This window comes from Stutzerimonas stutzeri KOS6 (assembly GCF_000307775.2).
In the GTDB taxonomy this organism is placed as follows: Bacteria; Pseudomonadota; Gammaproteobacteria; order Pseudomonadales; family Pseudomonadaceae; genus Stutzerimonas; species Stutzerimonas stutzeri_B.
Map to the genome: position 1 here is coordinate 1 of NZ_KK020678.1, position 19,331 is coordinate 19,331.

Sequence of the window (19,331 nt, forward strand, 5' to 3'; positions counted from 1 at the left end):
GAGATTGCTGGTACTACAACGGGAGCTGTGACTGAAGACACCAGCGCACCGACCCTGACAGCGACCGGCACCCTGACCAGCACGGATGTCGATGGCACCAATAATGCCTTCCAGGTCGGCGCTGGCGTTGCGGTGGGCACCACCCTCGGCAGCCTGAGCATCGATGCTGTCGGCGCATGGAGCTACACTGTGGCCAACAGTGCCGTGCAATCTCTGGGTGCTAACGCGACCAAGGTTGAGCAATTCACGGTCAAGGCTGCCGATGGTACTGAGCAAGTGATCGAGGTGACCATCAACGGCACCAACGATGTGCCTGTGGTTGGTGCAGCGCTGATCTCTTCCGACACGGAAGGCAATGGCATTTACACCCTTAACCTGCTGCTTGGAACGAGCGATGCCGACAGCGGGGATATCCTCAGCGTCAGCAATGCCACCTACACGGTTGGAGGGGTTCCAACAGACAACGCTGGCACCGACATTCCAGCCGGTTTGAGCCTGGCGCCGAACGGCGTGTTGAGCATCAATCCAAGCGACTCCGCCTTCAACTACCTGGCCCAAGGCCAGAGCTTGGTAATCGTCGTTAACTATGCGGTCACCGACGGCATTGCCAGCCCAACTAAAACCGCAACCATCACTATCAACGGCACCAACGATCAGCCGACGGTAAGTGGTGCGATTACCAGTAGCCGAGACGAGGGCGATGCGGCGTACACCATCGATCTGCTGAGTGGTGCCCACGATGTAGATACCGCTGACGTTCTGAGTATTGGCAGTGTGACTTACACGGTGGGCGATGGCGTTGCCAGTGGTGTCGCGCCGACGGGCTTCAGTCTGGCTGGCTCGACACTGACGGTGGACCCATCGAATGCAGCGTTCAACGCCCTGGCCTACGGCGAGACGCTCAACGTGTTGGTTGCCTACACGATCAGCGATGGCAAGGGTGGCAGCGTGGCACAAACCGCGACCATCACCCTCACTGGCACCAACGATGCGCCGGAAATCACCGTAATCGGTACTCCAAGTATCAGTGCCGCCAGCGGTGATGTGGTGTTCAACGGCTCGCTCCTCGTATCCGATGCGGATGCAAACGAGCAACTGACGCTAAGCCTGACGGCTATTGGCGGCACGCTCGATCTGAGCGACGCCTCAGGTGTCACTATCAGCGAAGGCAGCGAAAATGCCGGCGAGCTGGGGCTGCGCATTTCGGGTACCGCAGCGCAGATCAATGCGGCGCTAAACGGCATGAAGTTCTCTGCTGACGGCTCCGGCGTGGACGCAGGCCTTTACGTTGAGGTGGTGGACGGTGGCGAGAATGGTGTGACAGGGGATGCCCAGTACATCGAGATTCCGGTTGCCACCCCTGATGTCGTACCTGGGTCTGTGGACTTCGACACCGGTGAGCAAGTGACGATAGCTAGCTACGACCCGGCTACGGTAATCACCATCGCTGGAGTCTCTGCAGCCTCGACCAGCGTTTTGGTCGATGGTGCAGGAACAACCATCACTGGCGGCAACGGCGGTTCTCTGCTGCTTGGCGGCTATAGCGGCAATCTGGACGGGACTTCCATCCAGTTTGCCGATGGCAGCCTGCTCAAAACCGCGACAGCCAACAATTCGTCAGGCGCCACTCTGGTGGGCAGCTCGATTGCTGGTGGTGATTTGTTGATCGGCAGTGACTTTGCTGATGTGCTGCGCGGCCTGGCCGGTAACGACACGCTGCACGGCGGTGCGGGCAACGACACCATTTACGGTGGTAGCGGTGCCGACATCATCAAAGGCGGTGCCGGTAACGATGTGATCTACGGTGGCGATAACTCCGCAGACGATGGCGCTCAAGATCTGTTTGTCTATGACGCAGTGGGCAGCCAGGGCACTGACATCATCGTTGGCTTCAAGGATGGCCAGGACAAGATCGCCTTCCAGGGCGCCTTGCCGAGCAGCTATTCCATCTCGAGCATCGGCACTACCGCAGTCGTCACTCTAACCGGCAACGACAATGCCACGACCACTATCAAGTTACTGGGCATGGCTGGACTGGTGGACGATAGTGACTTCGTGCTTCTTGGTACTTCCGGCAACGATGTTCTTAGCGGCGACTCGGGCAACAACACCATTTTCGGTCTTGCCGGTAATGACACCATCGACGGTGGCGTGGGGGTTGACTTTATCAACACCGGTAGCGGCACTGATTCGGTGATCTTCAATTCGCTGGCAGAAGTTGGTGGCCGATCTGGTGCTGATTTCAGTGCAACCCAATACGATGTGCTTGTTGCAGGTGGTTACACCAGTGCTTCAGATACCTTGCAGTTCAGTGCGACCGGCTTCGGTTTGTCGAATCAGACCACGGGGCAGGCTAACGTTGTCAGCGCGGAAAGTGGCGCAATAACTCTGGCCTCTGAACAGCAATTCGCCCTGATCGATGCCGACGCAGTTTCATGGGGGGCATCTGATATCGTGAATGCGATCAACCAGAACGTAACTGGTAGCGTATCCATGCAGAAGATGTTTTTTGCGTTGGACAACGGGGCTGATACCCGGATTTACTTCTGGGATGACCTAGGTTCTGGGACTGTCGATACAGCTAATGGCGAGCTGACCCTCGTCGTTGAACTGGTTGGTGTAACGGATGCTACAACGCTATCCAACTTAACGATCGCCTGATCGAGAACGCGCTCATTGCGCAGGTTCAGGTCATCAGCAGATGACCTGAACCACTTGCACCCGCCTTTTACCAAAGGCGGGTTTTTTATTTTCTTAAAAGTGGGGGGTTGTGGTCGGCGCGGCTACGTTTCGGTCGGCTCGATAGATTAGTGTCAGGTCAGCTGCACGACATCGAACGTCAGTTGTGTGCTCTGCTGCCTGCTGAGCGACAGCCATAGTTGCGGTCGGAACAACTGCTGGAAGCATGTCACTCATAAAGCAGTGTAAGCATCAGGGCGATGGCAATATTCCGATATTGACGTGATATCATCCTGAGCTGTTTTGCTATCAGCATTTGAGCCTTACGTATGAATTCCCCGTCCATGTCTGATCTAAGAGCCGCCTTGCTGGTGTGTAAGGGTGGTTTTTTCTCCGTAGGTTTCTTCAGTCTGTTCATCAACTTCCTGATGCTGGTGCCCGCGTTCTATATGCTGCAGGTATACGATCGGGTCGTTGCTACAGGCAGCCATTCGACACTGCTGATGCTGACGCTTATTCTCATTCTCCTGCTTGTGACCATGGGCATATTGGAGTGGGTGCGCTCGCGCATTATGGTGCGGCTGAGTTCTCGGCTCGATTTGATTCTCGGGCCTCGTTTGTACGATGCCAGCTTCAAACAGGCACTTGCTTCCGGCGGTATGCAGGCTTCGGCTCAGCCACTGAGTGACCTGACCGGCCTGCGTCAGTTCATTACCGGCAATGGGCTGTTCGCGTTTTTCGATGCGCCCTGGCTGCCCATCTATCTGGCCGTGATGTTTCTCTTTCACCCGTGGTTTGGCTGGTTTGCAGTGGGTTGTGCGCTGGTGCTGGTGGCCCTGGCTTACCTCAACGAGCGGCTCACCAATGCGGCGTTGCTGGAAGCCAACAAGCAGAACCTGGCCGCTACGGCCTTTACCCAGAAGAACCTGCGCAATGCCGAAGTGGTGGAGTCCATGGGCATGCTGGGCATGTTGCGTGAGCGCTGGCAGGGGCTGAACGACCAGGTGTTGGCCCTGCAGGGGGTGGCGAGTGATCGCGGTGGCAGTATTGCTGCATTTTCCAAAACCTTTCGTCTGTTGGTGCAGTCGCTGATTCTGGGCGTGGGCGCCTACCTGGCCATCGAGCAGGAGATTACTCCTGGGTTGATGATCGCCGGTTCGATCCTGCTCGGCCGGGCGTTGGCGCCGATTGATCAGATGATTGGTGCTTGGAAGGGCTTTTCTGCCGCACGCGGCCAGTACGCGCGGCTCAATGAGTTGCTGGAGCAGGTTGCAGCAGAGCCTGAGCGCATGTCGTTACCGGCGCCAGTCGGTGAGGTAATTGCAGAAAACCTTGTGGTGGTGCCACCGGGTGCACAAAAGCCGGTACTGACTGGGTTGAGTTTTCACGTGGCGGCCGGTGACGCCGTGGGCATTATCGGCCCGAGCGCATCCGGTAAATCAACTCTGGCACGGGCCTTGTTGGGTATCTGGCCAGCCGCACAGGGCAAGGTACGCCTGGACGGTGCCGATGTCTTTGCCTGGAAGCGTGAAGAGCTGGGTCCGCATGTAGGGTATCTGCCGCAGGATGTCGAGCTGTTTGAAGGCTCGATCAACGAGAACATTGCCCGCTTCGGTCAGGTGGATCCGTTAGCTGTGGTTGAGGCTGCTCGCCTCGCTGGTGTGCATGAGCTGATCCTCAATCTGCCGCACGGTTACGACACGGTAATCGGCGCATCTGGCGGTGGGTTATCCGGCGGGCAGCGTCAGCGCATCGGTTTGGCGCGCGCTGTGTATCGGCGGCCGCGCTTGATTGTGCTGGATGAGCCCAATTCCAATCTGGACGACGTAGGTGAGCGGGCACTATCGGAGGCTATCGTCCGGCTCAAGCAGGCGGGCTGTACGCTGTTCGTGATTACTCATCGCACCAGTGTGCTCAATGCCTTGGACAAACTGTTGGTGCTGCGTGACGGCGCCCTGGTGCTGTTCGGGCCGCGGGGCAGGGTGCTTGCCGAATTGAGCAAGGCCCAGCAGTCCGTGGCAGCCGCCCAGGCGTAACCCTTGAGGATTAATGGACGTGAGTAATTCTTCCGCTGCAGGCTCCTCGCCTTCGCTACCCGTAAACACTAATGACCTGCCGGTCAGGCGCATTGGATATGCAGTCTTGTTTGTCACATTCGGGCTGTTTGGCTCATGGGCGGCCTTGGCGCCGCTTGATAGTGCAGCTCTTGCACCTGGAGTGGTAACCGTCAAGAGCTATCGAAAGACAGTGCAACACTTGGAGGGAGGTATCGTCAGTGCTCTACATGTTCACGACGGCGATCAGGTCCGGGCGGGCGATGTGTTGGTCGAGTTGGATGGTACTCAGGTGTTTGCCGAGCTGGAGGTAATCCGCAGCCAACTGATAGCGGCCCAGGCGCTGGAAGCCCGGCTTATGGCGGAGCGCAGCGATGATGAAGATGTTGATTTTGGCGCGCCTGATACCGATCGGCGAGTCCATGAAGCACGTCAGAGCGAGTTGCAGATATTCAATGCCAGGCGCGCCGCACGATTGGGTGAGATCAGTGTCCTGCAGAAGCGTGTGGTGCAGTTGAATGAACAGATCAGAGGCTTTCAAGCTGTTATAGAAGGAAAGGTGCAGGAAGCGGCTTTTTACGAAGAAGAAGTATCCGATCTTACTGCCCTTTTGCAGGAAGGCTTCGTCGACAAGCAGCGCTTGCGTGAGCAGCAGCGCAACGCGGTCCGGCTGCGCTCGGAGATCGCTGATCTTCACTCGTCGATCGCTCGCTCCCGTTTGCAGATTGGAGAGACTGACCTGCAAATCATGCAGTTGAACAAAGATTTTATTTCCGAAGTCGTCACGCAGCTCGCGGAGGTGCAAACAACGATTTTCGATTTGAACGAGCGGATGGCTGCGGCGAATGACCGGGCGCAGCGCATCAAGATACGCGCGCCAGAGTCTGGCATGGTTCTGGGGATGCAGGTTCACACGGTGGGCGGCGTGGTCAGTCCAGGAACTCCTTTGCTGGACCTTGTGCCTGCAAGCGAAGATCTGGTTATTGACGTGGAAATCTCGCCGATGGATATCGATCGAGTGGGTGTGGGCAAGCTTGCCGATATTCGCTTCAGTGCGTTCAAAAGCGCTACTACGCCTGTTATCGAAGGTGTTTTAACGAGGATTTCGGCCGATAGATTGGTCAATGAGCAATCTGGCATTCCCTATTACCTCGGGCGGGTGGAGCTTACTGAGAATGGCCGGAAGCAGCTGAAAGACTTGGTTCTCGTGCCCGGCATGCCGGCGGAAGTATTGATCAATACGGGTGAACGGACGCTGTTTGAATACTTGGTTCAGCCAGCAACCAACGCATTTGCTCGCTCGCTGATTGAGGACTGACGTTATGCGGTATCTTTTATGTGGTGTGATGCTGCTAGCGAGCGTGCCTTTTGCACCTGCAGCATTTGCCGTGGTACAGGATGAGGAGCGGGTGGTCGATTTGTGGCAGTTGTTTCAGGAGGCTGAGCTGCAAGACCCGCGGGTGCTCGCCGGGCGCGCGCTACTCGAAGGCGGTAAATGGCGTAAGCGGGAGGCATTCGGTCAATTGCTTCCGCAGTTGAGCGCAAGCAGTACGCTCAATCGAACCGCGCAGGAAAACGACATGACTCGGCAGGCCTATAACGGTGAGCGCTACGCGCTCACTTTGAGCCAGGTCATCTACGACTCGCAAGCTTGGAACAACTACCGGCGCTATAGTGAGTTGGCCGTGCAGCAACAGGCGGAATTTGCCGTTACTCAAGAGGAGGCGACGCTCGATCTAATCGAGCGTTACTTCACTGCCCTGGCTGCTGAAGATGAGCTGGCGCTGCTGTCCGCTGAATTGCGTGCTACGGAGCGCAGCTTGGCGCGCGTTGACTCACTATACAAACGTCAGCTGGCAACGATCACCGATGTGCTAGAAATTTCGGCACGTGTAGATTCGTTAAAAGCCGGTGAAATAGAAGCGCGCAACGCAGTTGAGGTGGGGCGTGAGGCGTTGTCGGAAATCGTTGGCCGTGAGATTGTCGGGCGTCTGAAGCGTGTTGACCAGCAGGCCGTTTTTTTGCCCCCCGAGCATGATCGTGAGTACTGGGTACGGCAGGCGATTTCTGAAAATCCGATTATAGAGGCGCGCAGCCGTGCTGTAGCTGCTGCACAGGCCGCTATGCAACAGGCTTCCGGCGGGTACAGGCCAAAGGTCAGTTTGAGTCTGAGTGGCCAGCGTAGCGACATCGGTTACGAAAACAGCCAGGCGCAAATCACGGATACCTATGTCGTCAGCTTGGGTGTTCAAGTACCTCTATACAGTGGCGGCTCGACCCGTGCGCGTGTTTCGGCTAGCGCTTCCGACTTGATCGTGGCCGAGCAAGAGCTTGAGCAGGCAAAGCGTCAGGTGGTGCGGGAAACACGCTCGGCCTTCTACGATGCGCAGGCGGGAGTGAGCAAGATTGCTGCTGCGCGCAAGGCCATGAAGTCTTCGACAAAAGCTCGTGAAGCTGCCGAGCACGCTTTTGGTTATGGCGTGATGAATGCGGTAGACGTTTTGAATAGCATCAAGGAGGAGTATGCGGCGCGCCGAGCAATGCTGCAGTCACAGTATGATTTCATCTTGAGTTCGTTGCTATTGAGGCGCTGGAGCGGCTCACTGGTGCGTAATGATGTGCGCACGGTCAATGAGTGGCTGCTGGATGCATTACCCCTGGCGACTACTGAATCAGGCGGATGAATTTAAGCATCTAATCGAAGGAGTGGATCGGCTAAAGGCTGTTCTACTTCTGGCGTCGTTTCAGGCGCGATGTCAGTCGTGTTCTGTGTTATTAGGGTTCTTCGCCTTAGCGCTTGTGGGCACCATCGACAGCAGTGTGAGATTGTCGGAGTGCTATCCGGGGTGATCAGCGAAGTAGAATTGCGTCCCGAGTTCTAGATTAAGATGCATGTTTACCGGATCGCGGGGGCGCTTGGGAAGGGCTGTGTCGTTGTGTGTGACATGGCGCTATTTGACGCCAGCGCCTCTCCATCATCCAATCGCAAGCCAGAGTGTCTGTGCTTTAGGGTGCGACACCAGTCAAATCAGAAATGGGGGCGGCGGCGGATCAATTCTTTGAAAAGTAATTTTCTCTTTCCTGTGCACTTCTAGCCGAACGGGGGTTCGGCATTCTCACGACGCGCGTCGCGCTGCAGTTGATAGACGAGACGCTCGATTTGTCGCTGTGTCTGACCAGCGAGGCGATGGAATTTAAGGCCGCACATCGTTATGTCCAGCTTTTCGTCGAACAGCAGGTGGCGCAGCTCGACTTCTGTCTGGATCAGCCCTATCGGTAGCTTGGCGACGAGTTCGTAGACCTGCCCTGTTTGCAGGCTGCCCTGGTAGTCGCCCTTGACGCTCAGCTTGCAGCCGGTAGCCGATATGTCGAGCAATTTGCCTTCCAGCGATTTTCGGTTTGACGCGCTTCCCAGTTGGGCGGCTACGGCGGTTTCCTTGAGTTGCGCACGGTAGGCATTGCGCCGCTGGTGATGGGTCAGCTCTGCGGGCGCTGGAATCCAATAGCAGCGTGCGCCGTCTATCTCGCTCAGGTGAGCTGGCTGATCGTTCGTCCAGGATATCCGGGCGCCTTCGTAAAAACCGTCGATGTGAATCGGCTCGCCCTGCAGTAGCAGTCTTTCTCCATCGTTGGGAATTATTTCATCCAGCGCAATCCAGCCGGTTTCACGGTTCATTTGTACCAGAAAGCTCTGGTAGCGCTGATTGCGCTCATGGAAACGGACGGTAAGCGGAACGTTATTATCAAGAAGAGGGCGCAGGTTGGCGTATATTTCAAGCGGTGAGGTCAGTACCTTGGGCGGCTGAGGGCCTTCCTGCTCCAGGAACAAGCTAGACACGGTCCGGTGATCTCCGGCGCATTATTGTCACCATAGTAAGCGTCCTCATGGCGGTTGTTCGTTCAGGCTTGGCTCAAAGGCCGCTGCTGGTTGCTGCGGGCAGCACCTCCCCGGTTGTCGTAAAGACCCGGAGTGTCATCCTTCCCTTGCAGAATTTTCAGCATGCCGCCCAAAGTGCTCTGGTTTGCCCGAATCAGACGCCCGTTTCGCTCATTTGCAGTGCGGCAGCGATCAAGCTCCGCTTCCAGCAGTCGGGCCTGCTCAAGAATGCTATCGCCTTGTTCGGCTCGGCTTGCCGCAGCCTCTAGTCCTGCCAGATCGGGGCTCAGCTGTTGGTCGACAAGCCATTGGCTGCGTTGAGCACCATGCTGGCCGAGCAGGGCAAGCAACGGTTGCTTTTTCGTCAGGATGGCTTCCAGGTCAACCAGATTGCGGTCGCTCAGAGCTGTAAACTCCAAGTCGATAAGCTCAAGGAGTTGACCGGTTATGCCGATATCTTCGGCCAGTTGCTCAAGCAGGGTAGTGTCATGCATGTTGGGTTCTGGCGGACTCGCGTAGATGTCTGGTCCAGGCTCAGCGCTGTGTTTCGAACGCCAGCAGCTTGGCTGCAACGCGCGCGCTATCAACCTGATAGGAGCCGTCAGCGACTGCCTGTCGTAGCTTGGCCACGCGCTCCTGGTCAACGGCAGGCTGCTCGTTCAGCTTGTCGGCGGCCTGTTGCAGGCGCTGTGCTTCAGGGCTCAGCTGTACCGTGTCGCTGCTAGAAGCGTTGACGGCTGTTTTGGAAGCTTCGCCGGTAGCCTCCTGTCGAGGGCTTTCTGCGCGCTCGTTGCTTTGCACGCTGCTACGCCCGGTAGGGGGCGCACTCAGCGGGCTATTGGGGCGATTGAAGTCGATGACCATGATGCAAACCTCAAAGGAATCAGGACGCTTGCCATGTGTTCGGCAACAATGGGCGAAACTTTAGCGGTTTTTTCCCAACGGCACACGGGAAAAAGCAATCGCCTGCGTGCTCTACATTGCGACTTCAACCTGTCCGGGGCCGATCACTCGGGCCTTGACGGTGCGGCCGGAGCGTCGGTTCTTCACTGGAATCTGTTTGCCTGGAACGCCATCGGCCATCGCTTCACCGGGCATGCGTACGCTGATGGTTCCGGATCTGGCGGTGATGACTACGTGATCGCCCTTGCGCACCGCCTTGGCCAGCTCCATTTGGTTGGGAGCGATCACCTGGTCGGGCTGTACCGGGCGGGTCAGCTTGTTGCCCAATACTTCATCCAGTCGCGTTACATAGCCTTGATTGAGGCTGGAGACATCCCGCTCGGCAGTGCTCACGTCACTTTCGCGCAGCACCGTGTTGCGCAGAAGTGACCGGCTGGCGACGATGACTTCGCGGTAGAGTCGGACCTGTGCCGGTACGAACACTGACCACGGATTGCTGCCTTGGCAGCTAACCCTTACTGTCACTCGCCCTATCGGTGCGCCGTTCGTGCTACCTAAGCGAGTCGCCAGCGGTTGGTCGCACTGATGCAGGCGTAACCGGGGGTCCAGGCGGCTGACGACTATTTCATGACGTGCGTCGATATCGCTGCGGCTCAAATAGTCGGTTACCACCTGCTCAAGAAACTGCTCGGTCACGTCGATAAGCTGTTCAGGATGTGACATGGTTGACGCATGGGCAAATTGGCCCATCGTGCAGAGCGCAGTGAATATCGCTGTGCTTCTTCGCAGTCTCTGGCCACCGCGCCGGAAAATGGTCATATGGACGTTCATATCCCAACCATAGCAAGGGGCGTGCCGCGTCATCGCCGCATGCCCCGAAAACTGCAAGCAGAGAGGAAGACTGGCATGGCCGGTGTATTGGATTCGGTTAACCAGCGTACCCAGTTGGTGGGTCAGAATCGCCTTGAGTTACTGTTGTTTCGCCTCGAGGGCGAGCAGCTGTATGGAATCAACGTATTCAAGGTGCGGGAGGTGCTGCAGTGTCCCCGGCTGACCATCATGCCCAAGTGCGGGAGGGTAGTGCGCGGGGTGGCAAGCATTCGCGGTCAGACGCTGCCGATCCTTGATCTGTCGCTTGCTACGGGCAAGTCCGCGTTGATGGACGTGCAGAATTCGTTTGCGGTGATCACCGAATACAACAACCGGACGCTGGGATTTCTGGTTCACTCGGTCGAGCGGATCGTCAACCTGAACTGGGAAGCCATTCTGCCGCCGCCCAGGGGGGCGGGGCGCGATCACTATCTGACCGCCGTCACGCATATCGATAACAAGTTGGTAGAGATCATCGATGTAGAAAAGGTGCTGGCCGAGGTGGCGCCGACGTCGGAAGAGGTATCGCCGAGCGTAGTGGATGACGATACCCGGGCTAAGGCGCTTGCGTGTCGGGTGTTGGTCGTTGATGACTCATCGGTGGCCCGCAAGCAGATCACGCGTTGCCTCGAGAATCTGGGCATCGAGGTCGTCAAGCTGAATGATGGACGCGAGGCGCTCAACTACCTGAAGCGAATGGCGGATGAAGGCAAGAATCCGGCCGAAGAGTTCTTGATGATGATTTCCGATATTGAAATGCCGGAAATGGATGGCTATACCCTGACAACTGAGGTGCGCCACGATCCACGCATGCATGCCATGCATATACTCCTGCATACTTCCCTTTCCGGTGTGTTCAACCAGAACATGGTGAAACGGGCGGGGGCGGATGATTTCCTTGCCAAGTTCCAGCCTGACGATCTTGCGGCTCGTGTGGCTGATCGAATCAGGCAGGCGGATGCAAACTGAGGCTAGGTCCTCTCATGATGGTGAGGCTTTATTGGTGTCAGTCGATCTGGATTTCGAGCAGTTCCGGGTGTTCCTTGAAAAGACGTGCGGCATTCTGTTGGGTAGCAACAAGCAATATCTGGTGTCCAGTCGCCTGAACAAGCTGATGGAGCAGCAGGGCATCAAGACGCTTGGTGATCTGGTCAGGAAGATTCAGGCGCAGCCGCGCAGCGGCCTGCGCGAGTTGGTGGTCGATGCGATGACGACCAACGAGACGCTATGGTTTCGTGATACGTATCCGTTCGAAGTGCTCAGAAGTCGCGTGCTGCCGGAGATGCTGAAGGGAGCGTCTGGCCAGCGTTTGCGTATCTGGTCTGCGGCGTGCTCGTCTGGGCAGGAGCCTTACTCGCTCTCCATGACTGTCGACGAGTATGAGCGCGCTAATCCAAGCCAGCCCAAGACCGCGGTTCAGATCGTTGCGACCGAACTGTCGGGTGCCATGCTCACCGCCTGCAAGGCGGCCGAATACGACAGTCTGGCGATTGCGCGCGGTCTCTCCAGTGAGCGCTTGCAGCGGTATTTCGAGGCTAGGGCAGCGGGCCGCTGGGCGGTGAAGCCGGCGATTCGTTCGCGGGTTGAGTTTCGTGTTCAGAACCTGCTCGATAGCTATGCGGTGCTGGGCAAGTTCGACATCGTCTTTTGTCGCAATGTGCTGATCTACTTTTCCGCCGATGTGAAGAAAGACATTCTCAGGCGTATTCACGCGACGTTGCGCCCCGGTGGTTATCTGTTTCTGGGTGCCTCGGAGGCACTCAATGGTCTTCCCGAGTTGTATCAGATGGTGCAGTGCAGTCCGGGCATCATCTACAAGGCCAAGTGATCGATTCGTGCTGGCGGCAGAAAACCGTCATGCACGATCGTCGTTTGCGGCAAAAGGGCGGTAAAGGCTTGCCGCTTTTGACGCCCCTGGGGCGACTCCTGTTTCTTCAATCCTTATAAATCAACGCTTTGCCGGCTATGGCATGGGCTTTGCTGGGGTATGCGCAAGCAGACTGTATCCGGCAGAGGGCCAGATCATGAGCATCAGTTTCGACAAGGCATTGGGCATCCATGAGAAGGCGCTCGGCTTCCGCTCACAACGTGCCGAGGTCCTGGCCAACAACATTGCGAACGCAGATACGCCCAACTACAAGGCGCGTGATCTCGATTTCGGCAGTGTGCTTGCAGAGCAGGCGGCCCAAACTCAAGGCGGTTTCGGCGTAACCCGAACCAGCGACAAGCATATTGCCGCCGAAGGACTGGAAATTGCCGATGCCTCGTTGCGTTTTCGCACGCCGGCACTCCCCTCGCTGGATCAGAACACCGTCGATCTGCAGGTCGAACAAGCCAACTATGCGAAGAACGCCGTGGACTTTCAGGCGAGCTTCACCCTGCTCAATAGCAAATTCAAAGGGCTGATCAGTGCCCTGCGCGGCGAATAAGGAGTGCCCCATGTCTCTTAGCAGCGTCTTCAACATTGCCGGCAGTGGAATGAGTGCTCAGAGCACACGCCTGAATACCATTTCCAGCAACATCGCGAACGCGGAAACCGTGTCTTCCAGCGTGGATCAGACCTACCGTGCTCGACACCCGGTGTTCGCCACCGTGTTTCAGCAGGCCGATGGCCAGCCAGAGCAGTCGTTGTTCGCCGAGCAGGATCAGGCCGGCGCAGGGGTTCAGGTGTTGGGCGTGGTCGAGGATCAGGGCGAGCTGCAGGCGCGTTATGAGCCCAATCATCCGGCTGCCGACGAAAGCGGCTATGTCTACTACCCGAACGTCAACGTGGTGGAGGAAATGGCCGACATGATTTCCGCCAGTCGCGCATTCCAGACCAATGCCGAGTTGATGAATACCGCCAAGACCATGCTGCAGAAAGTGCTGACGCTGGGTCAGTAATCTCACGGAGCCTGATTCATGAGCACTACAAGTGGCGTCGGCGGCACCAGTTCGATACTCGAGCAGTACCAGTTCGGCGATGATCGCGAGGTCAAGGGTAACGACCTTGGCAAGAACGAATTCCTCGAGTTACTGGTTGCGCAGATGAACAACCAGAATCCGCTGGAGCCCCAGGAAAATGGCGAGTTCATCGGCCAGCTAGCGCAATTCAGCACGGTCGAAGGTGTCGAGAAGCTCAATTCCAGCATGGAAACCATCCTCTCGGGCTATCAGTCTTCCCAGGCGCTGCAGGCATCGTCGCTGGTCGGGCGCAAGGTGATAGTGCCCACGGACAAGGCGGTGGTGGATACCAGTGAAACCTTCAAGGCCAGCCTGGTGCTGCCCGTCAGCAGCAGCAACGTCTTCGTCAACGTCTATGACGATGCCGGGGCTGTGGTCAACCGGATCAATATGGGGCAGCAGGAGGCCGGCAGCGTCTCCTTCATGTGGGACGGCAAGGATGCCAGCGGCAATATCGTGCCGCCTGGAACCTATCGCTTCGAGGCTCAGGCCACTTATGAGGGCGAAACCAAGGGGCTGTATACCCTTCTGCCGGCCAATGTCGACAGCGTCACCCTTGGGCAGAATGGCGGGGAGTTGATGCTCAACCTCGCCGGCATCGGCAGCATCGGGCTTTCCCAGGTCCAGGTCATCGGACAATAACCGCCGCACTCTCGGCAAAGGAGCAATTCCATGTCCTTCAATATCGGTCTTAGCGGCCTGCGTGCCGCGAGCAAGGATCTCAACGTTACCGGCAACAATATCGCCAATGCTGGCACCGTGGGCTTCAAGCAGTCACGGGCGGAATTTTCCGATCTCTACGCGGCTTCGGTGCTTGGCACCGGCAAGAATCCCCAGGGCGGCGGGGTGCTGATGTCGAATATCTCCCAGCAGTTTAATCAGGGCAATATCAACTACACCCAGAATGCGCTCGATCTGGCGATCAACGGCAACGGGTTCTTCCAGGTCAGCAACAACGGGGCGGTCAGCTATACCCGTGCCGGCTATTTTGGCACCGATAGCCAAGGCTTTCTGGTCGATAACTTCGGCTACAAGCTGCAGGGTTTTCCGGTGGATGGCAACGGTAACGTGCAGAGCGGAATGGTTGGTGGTCTGCGGGTGGAGGTGACCAAGCAGGCGCCCAGGGCTACCAGCGAGATAACGACGGCGTTCAACTTGAACTCGACGCAGAAATCGCCGGCGACATGGCAGGCATCGTATGATGGTGTGATCGACAAGGTATATCGCGACAATTTCACTACCGAATCGGCGCTAGTATCCCTGCTTCCAGTGGGAGCTACCGATGCAGCTCGAGGACAAGCGTATATAGACGCTCTTGCCGCTTCCCCTTCATTAACCCCGTATGACCAAGCCATCATTGACCATATGGGAGATATCACCTCATCTACCGTCGAGGAGGTTGGGCAAAAGCTCGCCGGTGCTATAGCAGCTGCGGAATTTGCGGCTGTTGAAGTTGCCAAGGCTGCTTCGGAGACTGAGACTGTAAAACTTCTAGCGCTCAGCACAGCAAACGCGACATTCAATCCGGCTGATCCGACGACCTATAACAGTTCGACCTCGCTGAATATCTACGACTCCCAGGGTAACGCGCACGTCATGACGCAGTATTTCGTCAAGACTGGCGCCAATACTTGGGATATGAAGGTGTTGATCGATGGTCGCAATCCGGCAGACCCTGCTCAGGAGCCGGCTGAGCCTTATGTAATGGGGCTGACGTTTGATTCTTCCGGTGCACTGACCGATATCGATAACGGGGACTCTGCGCTTTTCAGTGTCTCGTCGGATCTTCGGGTGACGCTGAACTCGGCTACTGGGGCGCAGCCAAGCGATGGCTGGATTCCGGCTATCTCCGACGGCGGTACCCCCGCGACCTGGTCGGCCAACGGCGCCCTGGCCAATCCTGACGGAATCGTCCTCGACTTCTCCAAGTCTTCGCAGTACGCCAGCGCCTTCGCCGTCAACAGCGTTGCCCAGGATGGCTACACGACTGGCGAGCTGGCAGGTCTGGAAATCGATGAAACAGGCGTGATCTTCGCTCGCTACACCAACGGACAATCCAAGGTGCAGGGACAGATCGTTCTCGCCAACTTCGCCAGCGTCCAGGGCCTGACTCCGGTGGGCAAGTCGCAATGGGTGCAATCGGTGGAGTCCGGCGAGCCGGTGGTTGGTACGCCAGGTGCGGGCGCGCTCGGGGCTCTGGTAGCTGGGGCGCTTGAAGATTCGAACGTCGAGCTGTCAGACCAATTGGTCAACCTGATCGTCGCCCAGCGCAACTATCAGGCCAATGCCAAGACCATCGAAACCGAAAGCGCAGTTACTCAGACCATCATTAATCTGAGGTAACAGTGGCGGCAATGGAGCATTGCCGCTGACGGCAGTATTCCGCCGCCGGTATGGAGGAAGGCCCGAAAGGGCCTTCTTTTTTTTCGTGATCTCTATATAAATCAGTTGCTTGAGTATTTCACCGTGCCGTGGCACGCAGCTTGCATTTTTCCTTCGTAACAGAATCGCAAGTGTCAAACTCGCGTCTCGGAGATGTCGATGGACAAGATGCTCTACGTGGCCATGACGGGTGCCAGCCAGAACGCGCGGGCCCAGCAGGCTCACGCCAACAACCTAGCGAACATTTCAACAACCGGATTTCGTCGGGATTTCGAGCAGGCGCGCTCGATGCAGGTCTTCGGCGACAGCCATCCGGCTCGCGTCTATGCCATGTCGGAGCGCCCAGGCACGGACTTCACGCCAGGGACCTTGCAGGAAACCGGGCGAGATCTGGACATTGCCGTCGAGGGCGAGGGGTGGATTGCAGTGCAAGCGCCGGACGGCAGTGAGGCGTATGTGCGAACCGGTAGCCTGAATATTGACGTGCTGGGCATGCTGCGTACCGCTGAGGGTATGCCAGTCCTCGGCAACGGCGGGCCGATTGCTATTCCGCCAGAGGAAAAGGTGGACATCGGTCAGGACGGCACCATCAGCATCCGAGCCTTGGGCGAAGACCCCAACATCGTGGTCACCGTGGACCGGATCAAGCTGGTCAACCCGGATCCTCAGCAGCTGGAGAAGGGCACTGATGGCCTCATTCGACTGAAGGACGGCCAGCCCATCGAGGCGGATGCCAATGTTCGAGTGGTTTCGGGATTCCTTGAGGCGAGCAATGTCAACGCGGTGGCCGAGATGACCTCCATTCTGGCGCTGTCTCGCCAGTTCGAACTGCACGTAAAGATGATGCGCACCGCCGAAGACGATGCGGCTGCCATGGCGCGCGTACTGCAACTCAGCTAATAGCGTGGCGCCAGCGGCGCACGAGGAGATAGCTCATGCTTCCAGCACTTTGGGTCAGCAAGACCGGTCTGTCCGCCCAGGACATGAACCTGACCACCATTTCCAACAACCTGGCCAACGTGTCCACCACTGGCTTCAAGAAGGATCGGGCCGAGTTCCAGGACCTGCTCTATCAGATTCGCCGGCAGCCGGGCGGGCAATCCAGCCAGGACAGTGAGCTGCCCTCCGGGCTGCAGTTGGGTACCGGTGTGCGGGTTACCGGCACGCAGAAGATCTTCACCACCGGCAGCCTGCAGACGACCGAACAGCCGCTGGACATGGCCATCAATGGTCGTGGCTTCTTCCAGGTACTGCTACCCGACGGAACGGTTTCCTACACTCGCGACGGTGGTTTTCACCTGAGCTCCGATGGCCAGCTGGTAACCGCCAGTGGCTATGCCCTGGAGCCTGCCATCGTGGTGCCGCCGGAGACACAGAGCTTTACCGTAGGCGAGGATGGCACCGTGTCGGTGACGACTGTCGGCAATGCCCAGCCGCAGATAATCGGCAACATCCAGACTGCGGATTTCATCAATCCGGCCGGCCTTCAGGCGATGGGCAGCAACCTGTTCCTGGAAACCGCGGCCAGTGGTGCGCCGCAGGTCAGCACGCCGGGGCTGAATGGCCTGGGTACGGTACTGCAGAACACCCTGGAAAATTCCAACGTCAGCGTCGTCGAGGAACTGGTGAACATGATCACCACCCAGCGCGCCTACGAGATGAACTCCAAGGTTATTTCCACTGCCGACCAGATGTTGTCGTTCGTCACGCAGCAACTCTGATCGCGCGTTCGCCGTGGTATACGGGCACGCACGCCTCGTGCTGCTCGCAGTAGTTTCGATGGCCTGTCATGGCTTGAGGTGTTTATGAGCCGTTTGCTGATTGCTGCTTCGCTGTCGTCCGCCCTGGCGTTGGCTGGCTGTGTCGCCCCAGCGCCGAAACCGGACGATCCGTACTACGCTCCGGTGCTGCCGCGCACGCCGCTACCGGCGGCGCAGAACAACGGTGCAATCTACCAGTCGGGTTTCGAAACCTTCCTCTATGGTGATCGCAAGGCCTACCGGGTCGGCGATATCATCACCATTACCCTCAACGAGCGTACCCAGGCCAGCAAGAACGCGACGTCCCAGCTATCGAAGGACAGCAGCGCTAACATCGGTCTTGGGTCGTTGTTCGGTGGGGGTGTTTCCATGGCCAATCCGCTGACGGGCAACTCGATGAGCCTGGGCGCCGAATACGAGGCGTCGCGAGATACTTCCGGCTCCGGCCAGGCGGGGCAGAGCAACAGCCTGTCTGGCTCGATCACGGTGACTGTCTCCGAAGTGCTGCCCAACGGCATCCTGGCTGTACGCGGCGAGAAATGGATGACGCTCAATACCGGCGATGAACTGGTGCGCATCGCGGGGCTGGTCCGTGCGGACGATATCGCGACCGATAACACCGTGCCTTCTACCCGCATTGCCGATGCCCGCATCACCTATTCGGGTACCGGTGCCTTTGCCGATGCGAGCCAGCCTGGCTGGCTCGACCGATTCTTCATGAGCCCGATGTGGCCCTTCTGACCGGAGCTGATGCCATGTGGAAAAAGCTGCTGCTGTTGGCGGGCCTGCTCACGCTTTGTGCTGGCGCGCAGGCCGAGCGTCTGAAGGACGTCGCCACGATCAATGGCGTGCGAAGCAACCAGTTGATCGGCTATGGCCTGGTCGTCGGGCTGAACGGCAGTGGTGATCAGACCACTCAGACACCTTTCACCGTGCAGACCTTCAACAACATGTTGGCTCAGTTCGGCATAAAGGTGCCGTCTGGCGGCAATATCCAGTTGAAGAACGTCGCCGCGGTCTCGATCCATGCCGAGCTGCCGCCGTTCGCCAAACCGGGGCAGACCATCGACATCACAGTGTCGTCCATCGGTAACGCCAAGAGCCTGCGTGGCGGCAGCCTGCTGATGGCGCCGTTGAAGGGGATCGACGGCAACGTCTACGCCATCGCCCAGGGCAACCTGGTGGTCGGCGGCTTCGATGCCGGTGGTGCCGATGGCTCGCGGATCACCGTCAACTCGCCGTCGGCGGGTCGGATTCCCGGTGGGGCGACGGTGGAGCGTCCGGTGCCAAGCGGATTCAACCAGGGCAATACCCTGACCCTGAACCTCAATCGCCCGGACTTCACCACCGCGAAGAATATCGTCGACCAGATCAACGATCTGCTCGGCCCAGGCGTCGCCCAGGCACTCGACGGCGGCTCGATCAGCGTGACTGCGCCACTGGACCCGAGCCAGCGCGTCGATTACCTGTCGATCCTCGAGAACCTTGAGGTGGAGGTCGGCCAGGCCGTCGCCAAAGTCATCATCAACTCGCGCACCGGCACCATCGTGATCGGCCAGAACGTGCGAGTTCAGCCCGCGGCGGTTACCCATGGCAGCCTGACCGTGACCATCAGCGAGGACCCTCAGGTCAGCCAGCCGGAAGCATTTTCCGGCGGGCAGACGGCGGTCGTGCCCAATTCGAGGGTAAACGCCGAGCAGGAGGCCAAGCCGATGTTCAAGTTCGGTCCGGGCACCACGCTGGATGAAATCGTTCGGGCGGTGAATCAGGTAGGTGCTGCACCCAGCGACCTGATGGCCATTCTCGAAGCGTTGAAGCAGGCCGGTGCTTTGCAAGCCGACCTCATCGTGATCTAAGGGTAGC

Annotated in this window: 18 protein-coding genes; 14 read left to right on the top strand and 4 right to left on the bottom strand. The window is 58.0% G+C overall.

The window, feature by feature from the left end; genetic code table 11:
* From B597_RS43985 to B597_RS43995, 4 genes are all read left to right on the top strand, one after another.
* Window positions 1-2,661, top strand: a 2,661-nt coding sequence (locus B597_RS43985; protein WP_226925012.1) for a beta strand repeat-containing protein, incomplete at its 5' end; no start/stop codon positions are given.
* A gap of 347 nt (window positions 2,662-3,008) precedes the next feature.
* On the top strand, window positions 3,009-4,715 hold the full coding sequence (locus B597_RS0223825) for a type I secretion system permease/ATPase (RefSeq protein WP_031323788.1): 1,707 nt from the start codon (window positions 3,009-3,011) through the stop codon (window positions 4,713-4,715).
* A 13-nt stretch (window positions 4,716-4,728) separates the two neighbouring features.
* The gene (locus B597_RS43990) at window positions 4,729-6,051 is read left to right on the top strand and encodes an HlyD family type I secretion periplasmic adaptor subunit (protein WP_024162490.1); all 1,323 of its coding nucleotides are present in this window, start codon (window positions 4,729-4,731) and stop codon (window positions 6,049-6,051) included.
* Window positions 6,052-6,055: 4 nt separating this feature from the next.
* Window positions 6,056-7,417, top strand: coding sequence for a TolC family outer membrane protein (locus B597_RS43995; RefSeq protein ID WP_043290075.1), 1,362 nt, complete (start codon window positions 6,056-6,058; stop codon window positions 7,415-7,417).
* Between the two features lie 407 nt (window positions 7,418-7,824).
* On the opposite strand, the gene B597_RS44000 is transcribed toward B597_RS43995, so the two are convergent.
* The 4 genes from B597_RS44000 to flgA all read right to left on the bottom strand — a co-directional run bounded on the left by B597_RS44000 (window position 7,825) and on the right by flgA (window position 10,332).
* Window positions 7,825-8,571: a flagellar brake protein gene (locus B597_RS44000; RefSeq protein ID WP_024162492.1), complete on the bottom strand. Its 747-nt coding sequence runs from the start codon at window positions 8,569-8,571 to the stop codon at window positions 7,825-7,827.
* Between the two features lie 62 nt (window positions 8,572-8,633).
* The gene (locus B597_RS44005) at window positions 8,634-9,104 is read right to left on the bottom strand and encodes a flagella synthesis protein FlgN (protein WP_003295764.1); all 471 of its coding nucleotides are present in this window, start codon (window positions 9,102-9,104) and stop codon (window positions 8,634-8,636) included.
* Between the two features lie 40 nt (window positions 9,105-9,144).
* Window positions 9,145-9,474, bottom strand: a complete 330-nt coding sequence (gene flgM, locus B597_RS44010; protein WP_003295762.1) for a flagellar biosynthesis anti-sigma factor FlgM — start codon at window positions 9,472-9,474, stop codon at window positions 9,145-9,147.
* A gap of 111 nt (window positions 9,475-9,585) precedes the next feature.
* A complete protein-coding gene (gene flgA, locus B597_RS44015) occupies window positions 9,586-10,332 on the bottom strand; it encodes a flagellar basal body P-ring formation chaperone FlgA (RefSeq protein WP_031323792.1) in 747 nt (248 codons plus the stop codon).
* 87 nt (window positions 10,333-10,419) lie between these two features.
* On the opposite strand from flgA, the gene B597_RS44020 reads away from it, so the two are divergent.
* The 10 genes from B597_RS44020 to B597_RS44065 all read left to right on the top strand — a co-directional run bounded on the left by B597_RS44020 (window position 10,420) and on the right by B597_RS44065 (window position 19,324).
* The gene (locus B597_RS44020) at window positions 10,420-11,352 is read left to right on the top strand and encodes a chemotaxis protein CheV (protein WP_003295759.1); all 933 of its coding nucleotides are present in this window, start codon (window positions 10,420-10,422) and stop codon (window positions 11,350-11,352) included.
* On the top strand, window positions 11,342-12,211 hold the full coding sequence (cheR, locus tag B597_RS44025) for a protein-glutamate O-methyltransferase CheR (RefSeq protein WP_419184910.1): 870 nt from the start codon (window positions 11,342-11,344) through the stop codon (window positions 12,209-12,211). Before B597_RS44020 ends, cheR begins: the two co-directional genes overlap by 11 nt.
* Window positions 12,212-12,407: 196 nt before the next feature.
* Window positions 12,408-12,812, top strand: coding sequence for a flagellar basal body rod protein FlgB (gene flgB / locus B597_RS44030; RefSeq protein ID WP_003295756.1), 405 nt, complete (start codon window positions 12,408-12,410; stop codon window positions 12,810-12,812).
* Window positions 12,813-12,822: 10 nt separating this feature from the next.
* Window positions 12,823-13,266, top strand: coding sequence for a flagellar basal body rod protein FlgC (gene flgC, locus B597_RS44035; RefSeq protein ID WP_003295755.1), 444 nt, complete (start codon window positions 12,823-12,825; stop codon window positions 13,264-13,266).
* Between the two features lie 18 nt (window positions 13,267-13,284).
* A complete protein-coding gene (gene flgD, locus B597_RS44040) occupies window positions 13,285-13,968 on the top strand; it encodes a flagellar hook assembly protein FlgD (protein ID WP_003295754.1) in 684 nt (227 codons plus the stop codon).
* Between the two features lie 30 nt (window positions 13,969-13,998).
* Entirely contained in the window at window positions 13,999-15,669 is a 1,671-nt protein-coding gene (locus tag B597_RS44045; RefSeq protein WP_003295753.1) for a flagellar hook protein FlgE, read from the top strand.
* A gap of 198 nt (window positions 15,670-15,867) precedes the next feature.
* Window positions 15,868-16,608 carry a flagellar basal-body rod protein FlgF gene (gene flgF, locus B597_RS44050; protein ID WP_003295751.1) on the top strand — a complete coding sequence of 247 codons (741 nt, stop codon included), beginning with the start codon at window positions 15,868-15,870 and terminating at the stop codon, window positions 16,606-16,608.
* A 35-nt stretch (window positions 16,609-16,643) separates the two neighbouring features.
* Window positions 16,644-17,429, top strand: coding sequence for a flagellar basal-body rod protein FlgG (flgG, locus tag B597_RS44055; RefSeq protein ID WP_003295750.1), 786 nt, complete (start codon window positions 16,644-16,646; stop codon window positions 17,427-17,429).
* 84 nt (window positions 17,430-17,513) lie between these two features.
* On the top strand, window positions 17,514-18,209 hold the full coding sequence (gene flgH / locus B597_RS44060) for a flagellar basal body L-ring protein FlgH (RefSeq protein ID WP_003295748.1): 696 nt from the start codon (window positions 17,514-17,516) through the stop codon (window positions 18,207-18,209).
* A gap of 14 nt (window positions 18,210-18,223) precedes the next feature.
* Window positions 18,224-19,324 (top strand): flagellar basal body P-ring protein FlgI, encoded by a 1,101-nt coding sequence (locus tag B597_RS44065; RefSeq protein WP_003295746.1) that lies wholly within the window; start codon window positions 18,224-18,226, stop codon window positions 19,322-19,324.
* Window positions 19,325-19,331 lie beyond the last annotated feature (7 nt).

What these genes read in the sequence shown, in the direction of transcription:
- B597_RS44005 (WP_003295764.1), bottom strand. Translation starts at nt 9,104, where the DNA reads ATGCATGACACTACCCTGCTTGAGCAACTGGCCGAAGATATCGGCATA.
- flgM (WP_003295762.1), bottom strand. Translation starts at nt 9,474, where the DNA reads ATGGTCATCGACTTCAATCGCCCCAATAGCCCGCTGAGTGCGCCCCCT.
- flgC (WP_003295755.1), top strand. Translation starts at nt 12,823, where the DNA reads ATGTCTCTTAGCAGCGTCTTCAACATTGCCGGCAGTGGAATGAGTGCT.
- B597_RS44020 (WP_003295759.1), top strand. Translation starts at nt 10,420, where the DNA reads ATGGCCGGTGTATTGGATTCGGTTAACCAGCGTACCCAGTTGGTGGGT.
- flgA (WP_031323792.1), bottom strand. Translation starts at nt 10,332, where the DNA reads ATGACCATTTTCCGGCGCGGTGGCCAGAGACTGCGAAGAAGCACAGCG.
- flgH (WP_003295748.1), top strand. Translation starts at nt 17,514, where the DNA reads ATGAGCCGTTTGCTGATTGCTGCTTCGCTGTCGTCCGCCCTGGCGTTG.
- flgB (WP_003295756.1), top strand. Translation starts at nt 12,408, where the DNA reads ATGAGCATCAGTTTCGACAAGGCATTGGGCATCCATGAGAAGGCGCTC.
- B597_RS43990 (WP_024162490.1), top strand. Translation starts at nt 4,729, where the DNA reads ATGGACGTGAGTAATTCTTCCGCTGCAGGCTCCTCGCCTTCGCTACCC.
- B597_RS44045 (WP_003295753.1), top strand. Translation starts at nt 13,999, where the DNA reads ATGTCCTTCAATATCGGTCTTAGCGGCCTGCGTGCCGCGAGCAAGGAT.
- B597_RS43995 (WP_043290075.1), top strand. Translation starts at nt 6,056, where the DNA reads ATGCGGTATCTTTTATGTGGTGTGATGCTGCTAGCGAGCGTGCCTTTT.
- flgD (WP_003295754.1), top strand. Translation starts at nt 13,285, where the DNA reads ATGAGCACTACAAGTGGCGTCGGCGGCACCAGTTCGATACTCGAGCAG.
- B597_RS44065 (WP_003295746.1), top strand. Translation starts at nt 18,224, where the DNA reads ATGTGGAAAAAGCTGCTGCTGTTGGCGGGCCTGCTCACGCTTTGTGCT.
- B597_RS0223825 (WP_031323788.1), top strand. Translation starts at nt 3,009, where the DNA reads ATGAATTCCCCGTCCATGTCTGATCTAAGAGCCGCCTTGCTGGTGTGT.
- flgF (WP_003295751.1), top strand. Translation starts at nt 15,868, where the DNA reads ATGGACAAGATGCTCTACGTGGCCATGACGGGTGCCAGCCAGAACGCG.
- flgG (WP_003295750.1), top strand. Translation starts at nt 16,644, where the DNA reads ATGCTTCCAGCACTTTGGGTCAGCAAGACCGGTCTGTCCGCCCAGGAC.
- cheR (WP_419184910.1), top strand. Translation starts at nt 11,342, where the DNA reads ATGCAAACTGAGGCTAGGTCCTCTCATGATGGTGAGGCTTTATTGGTG.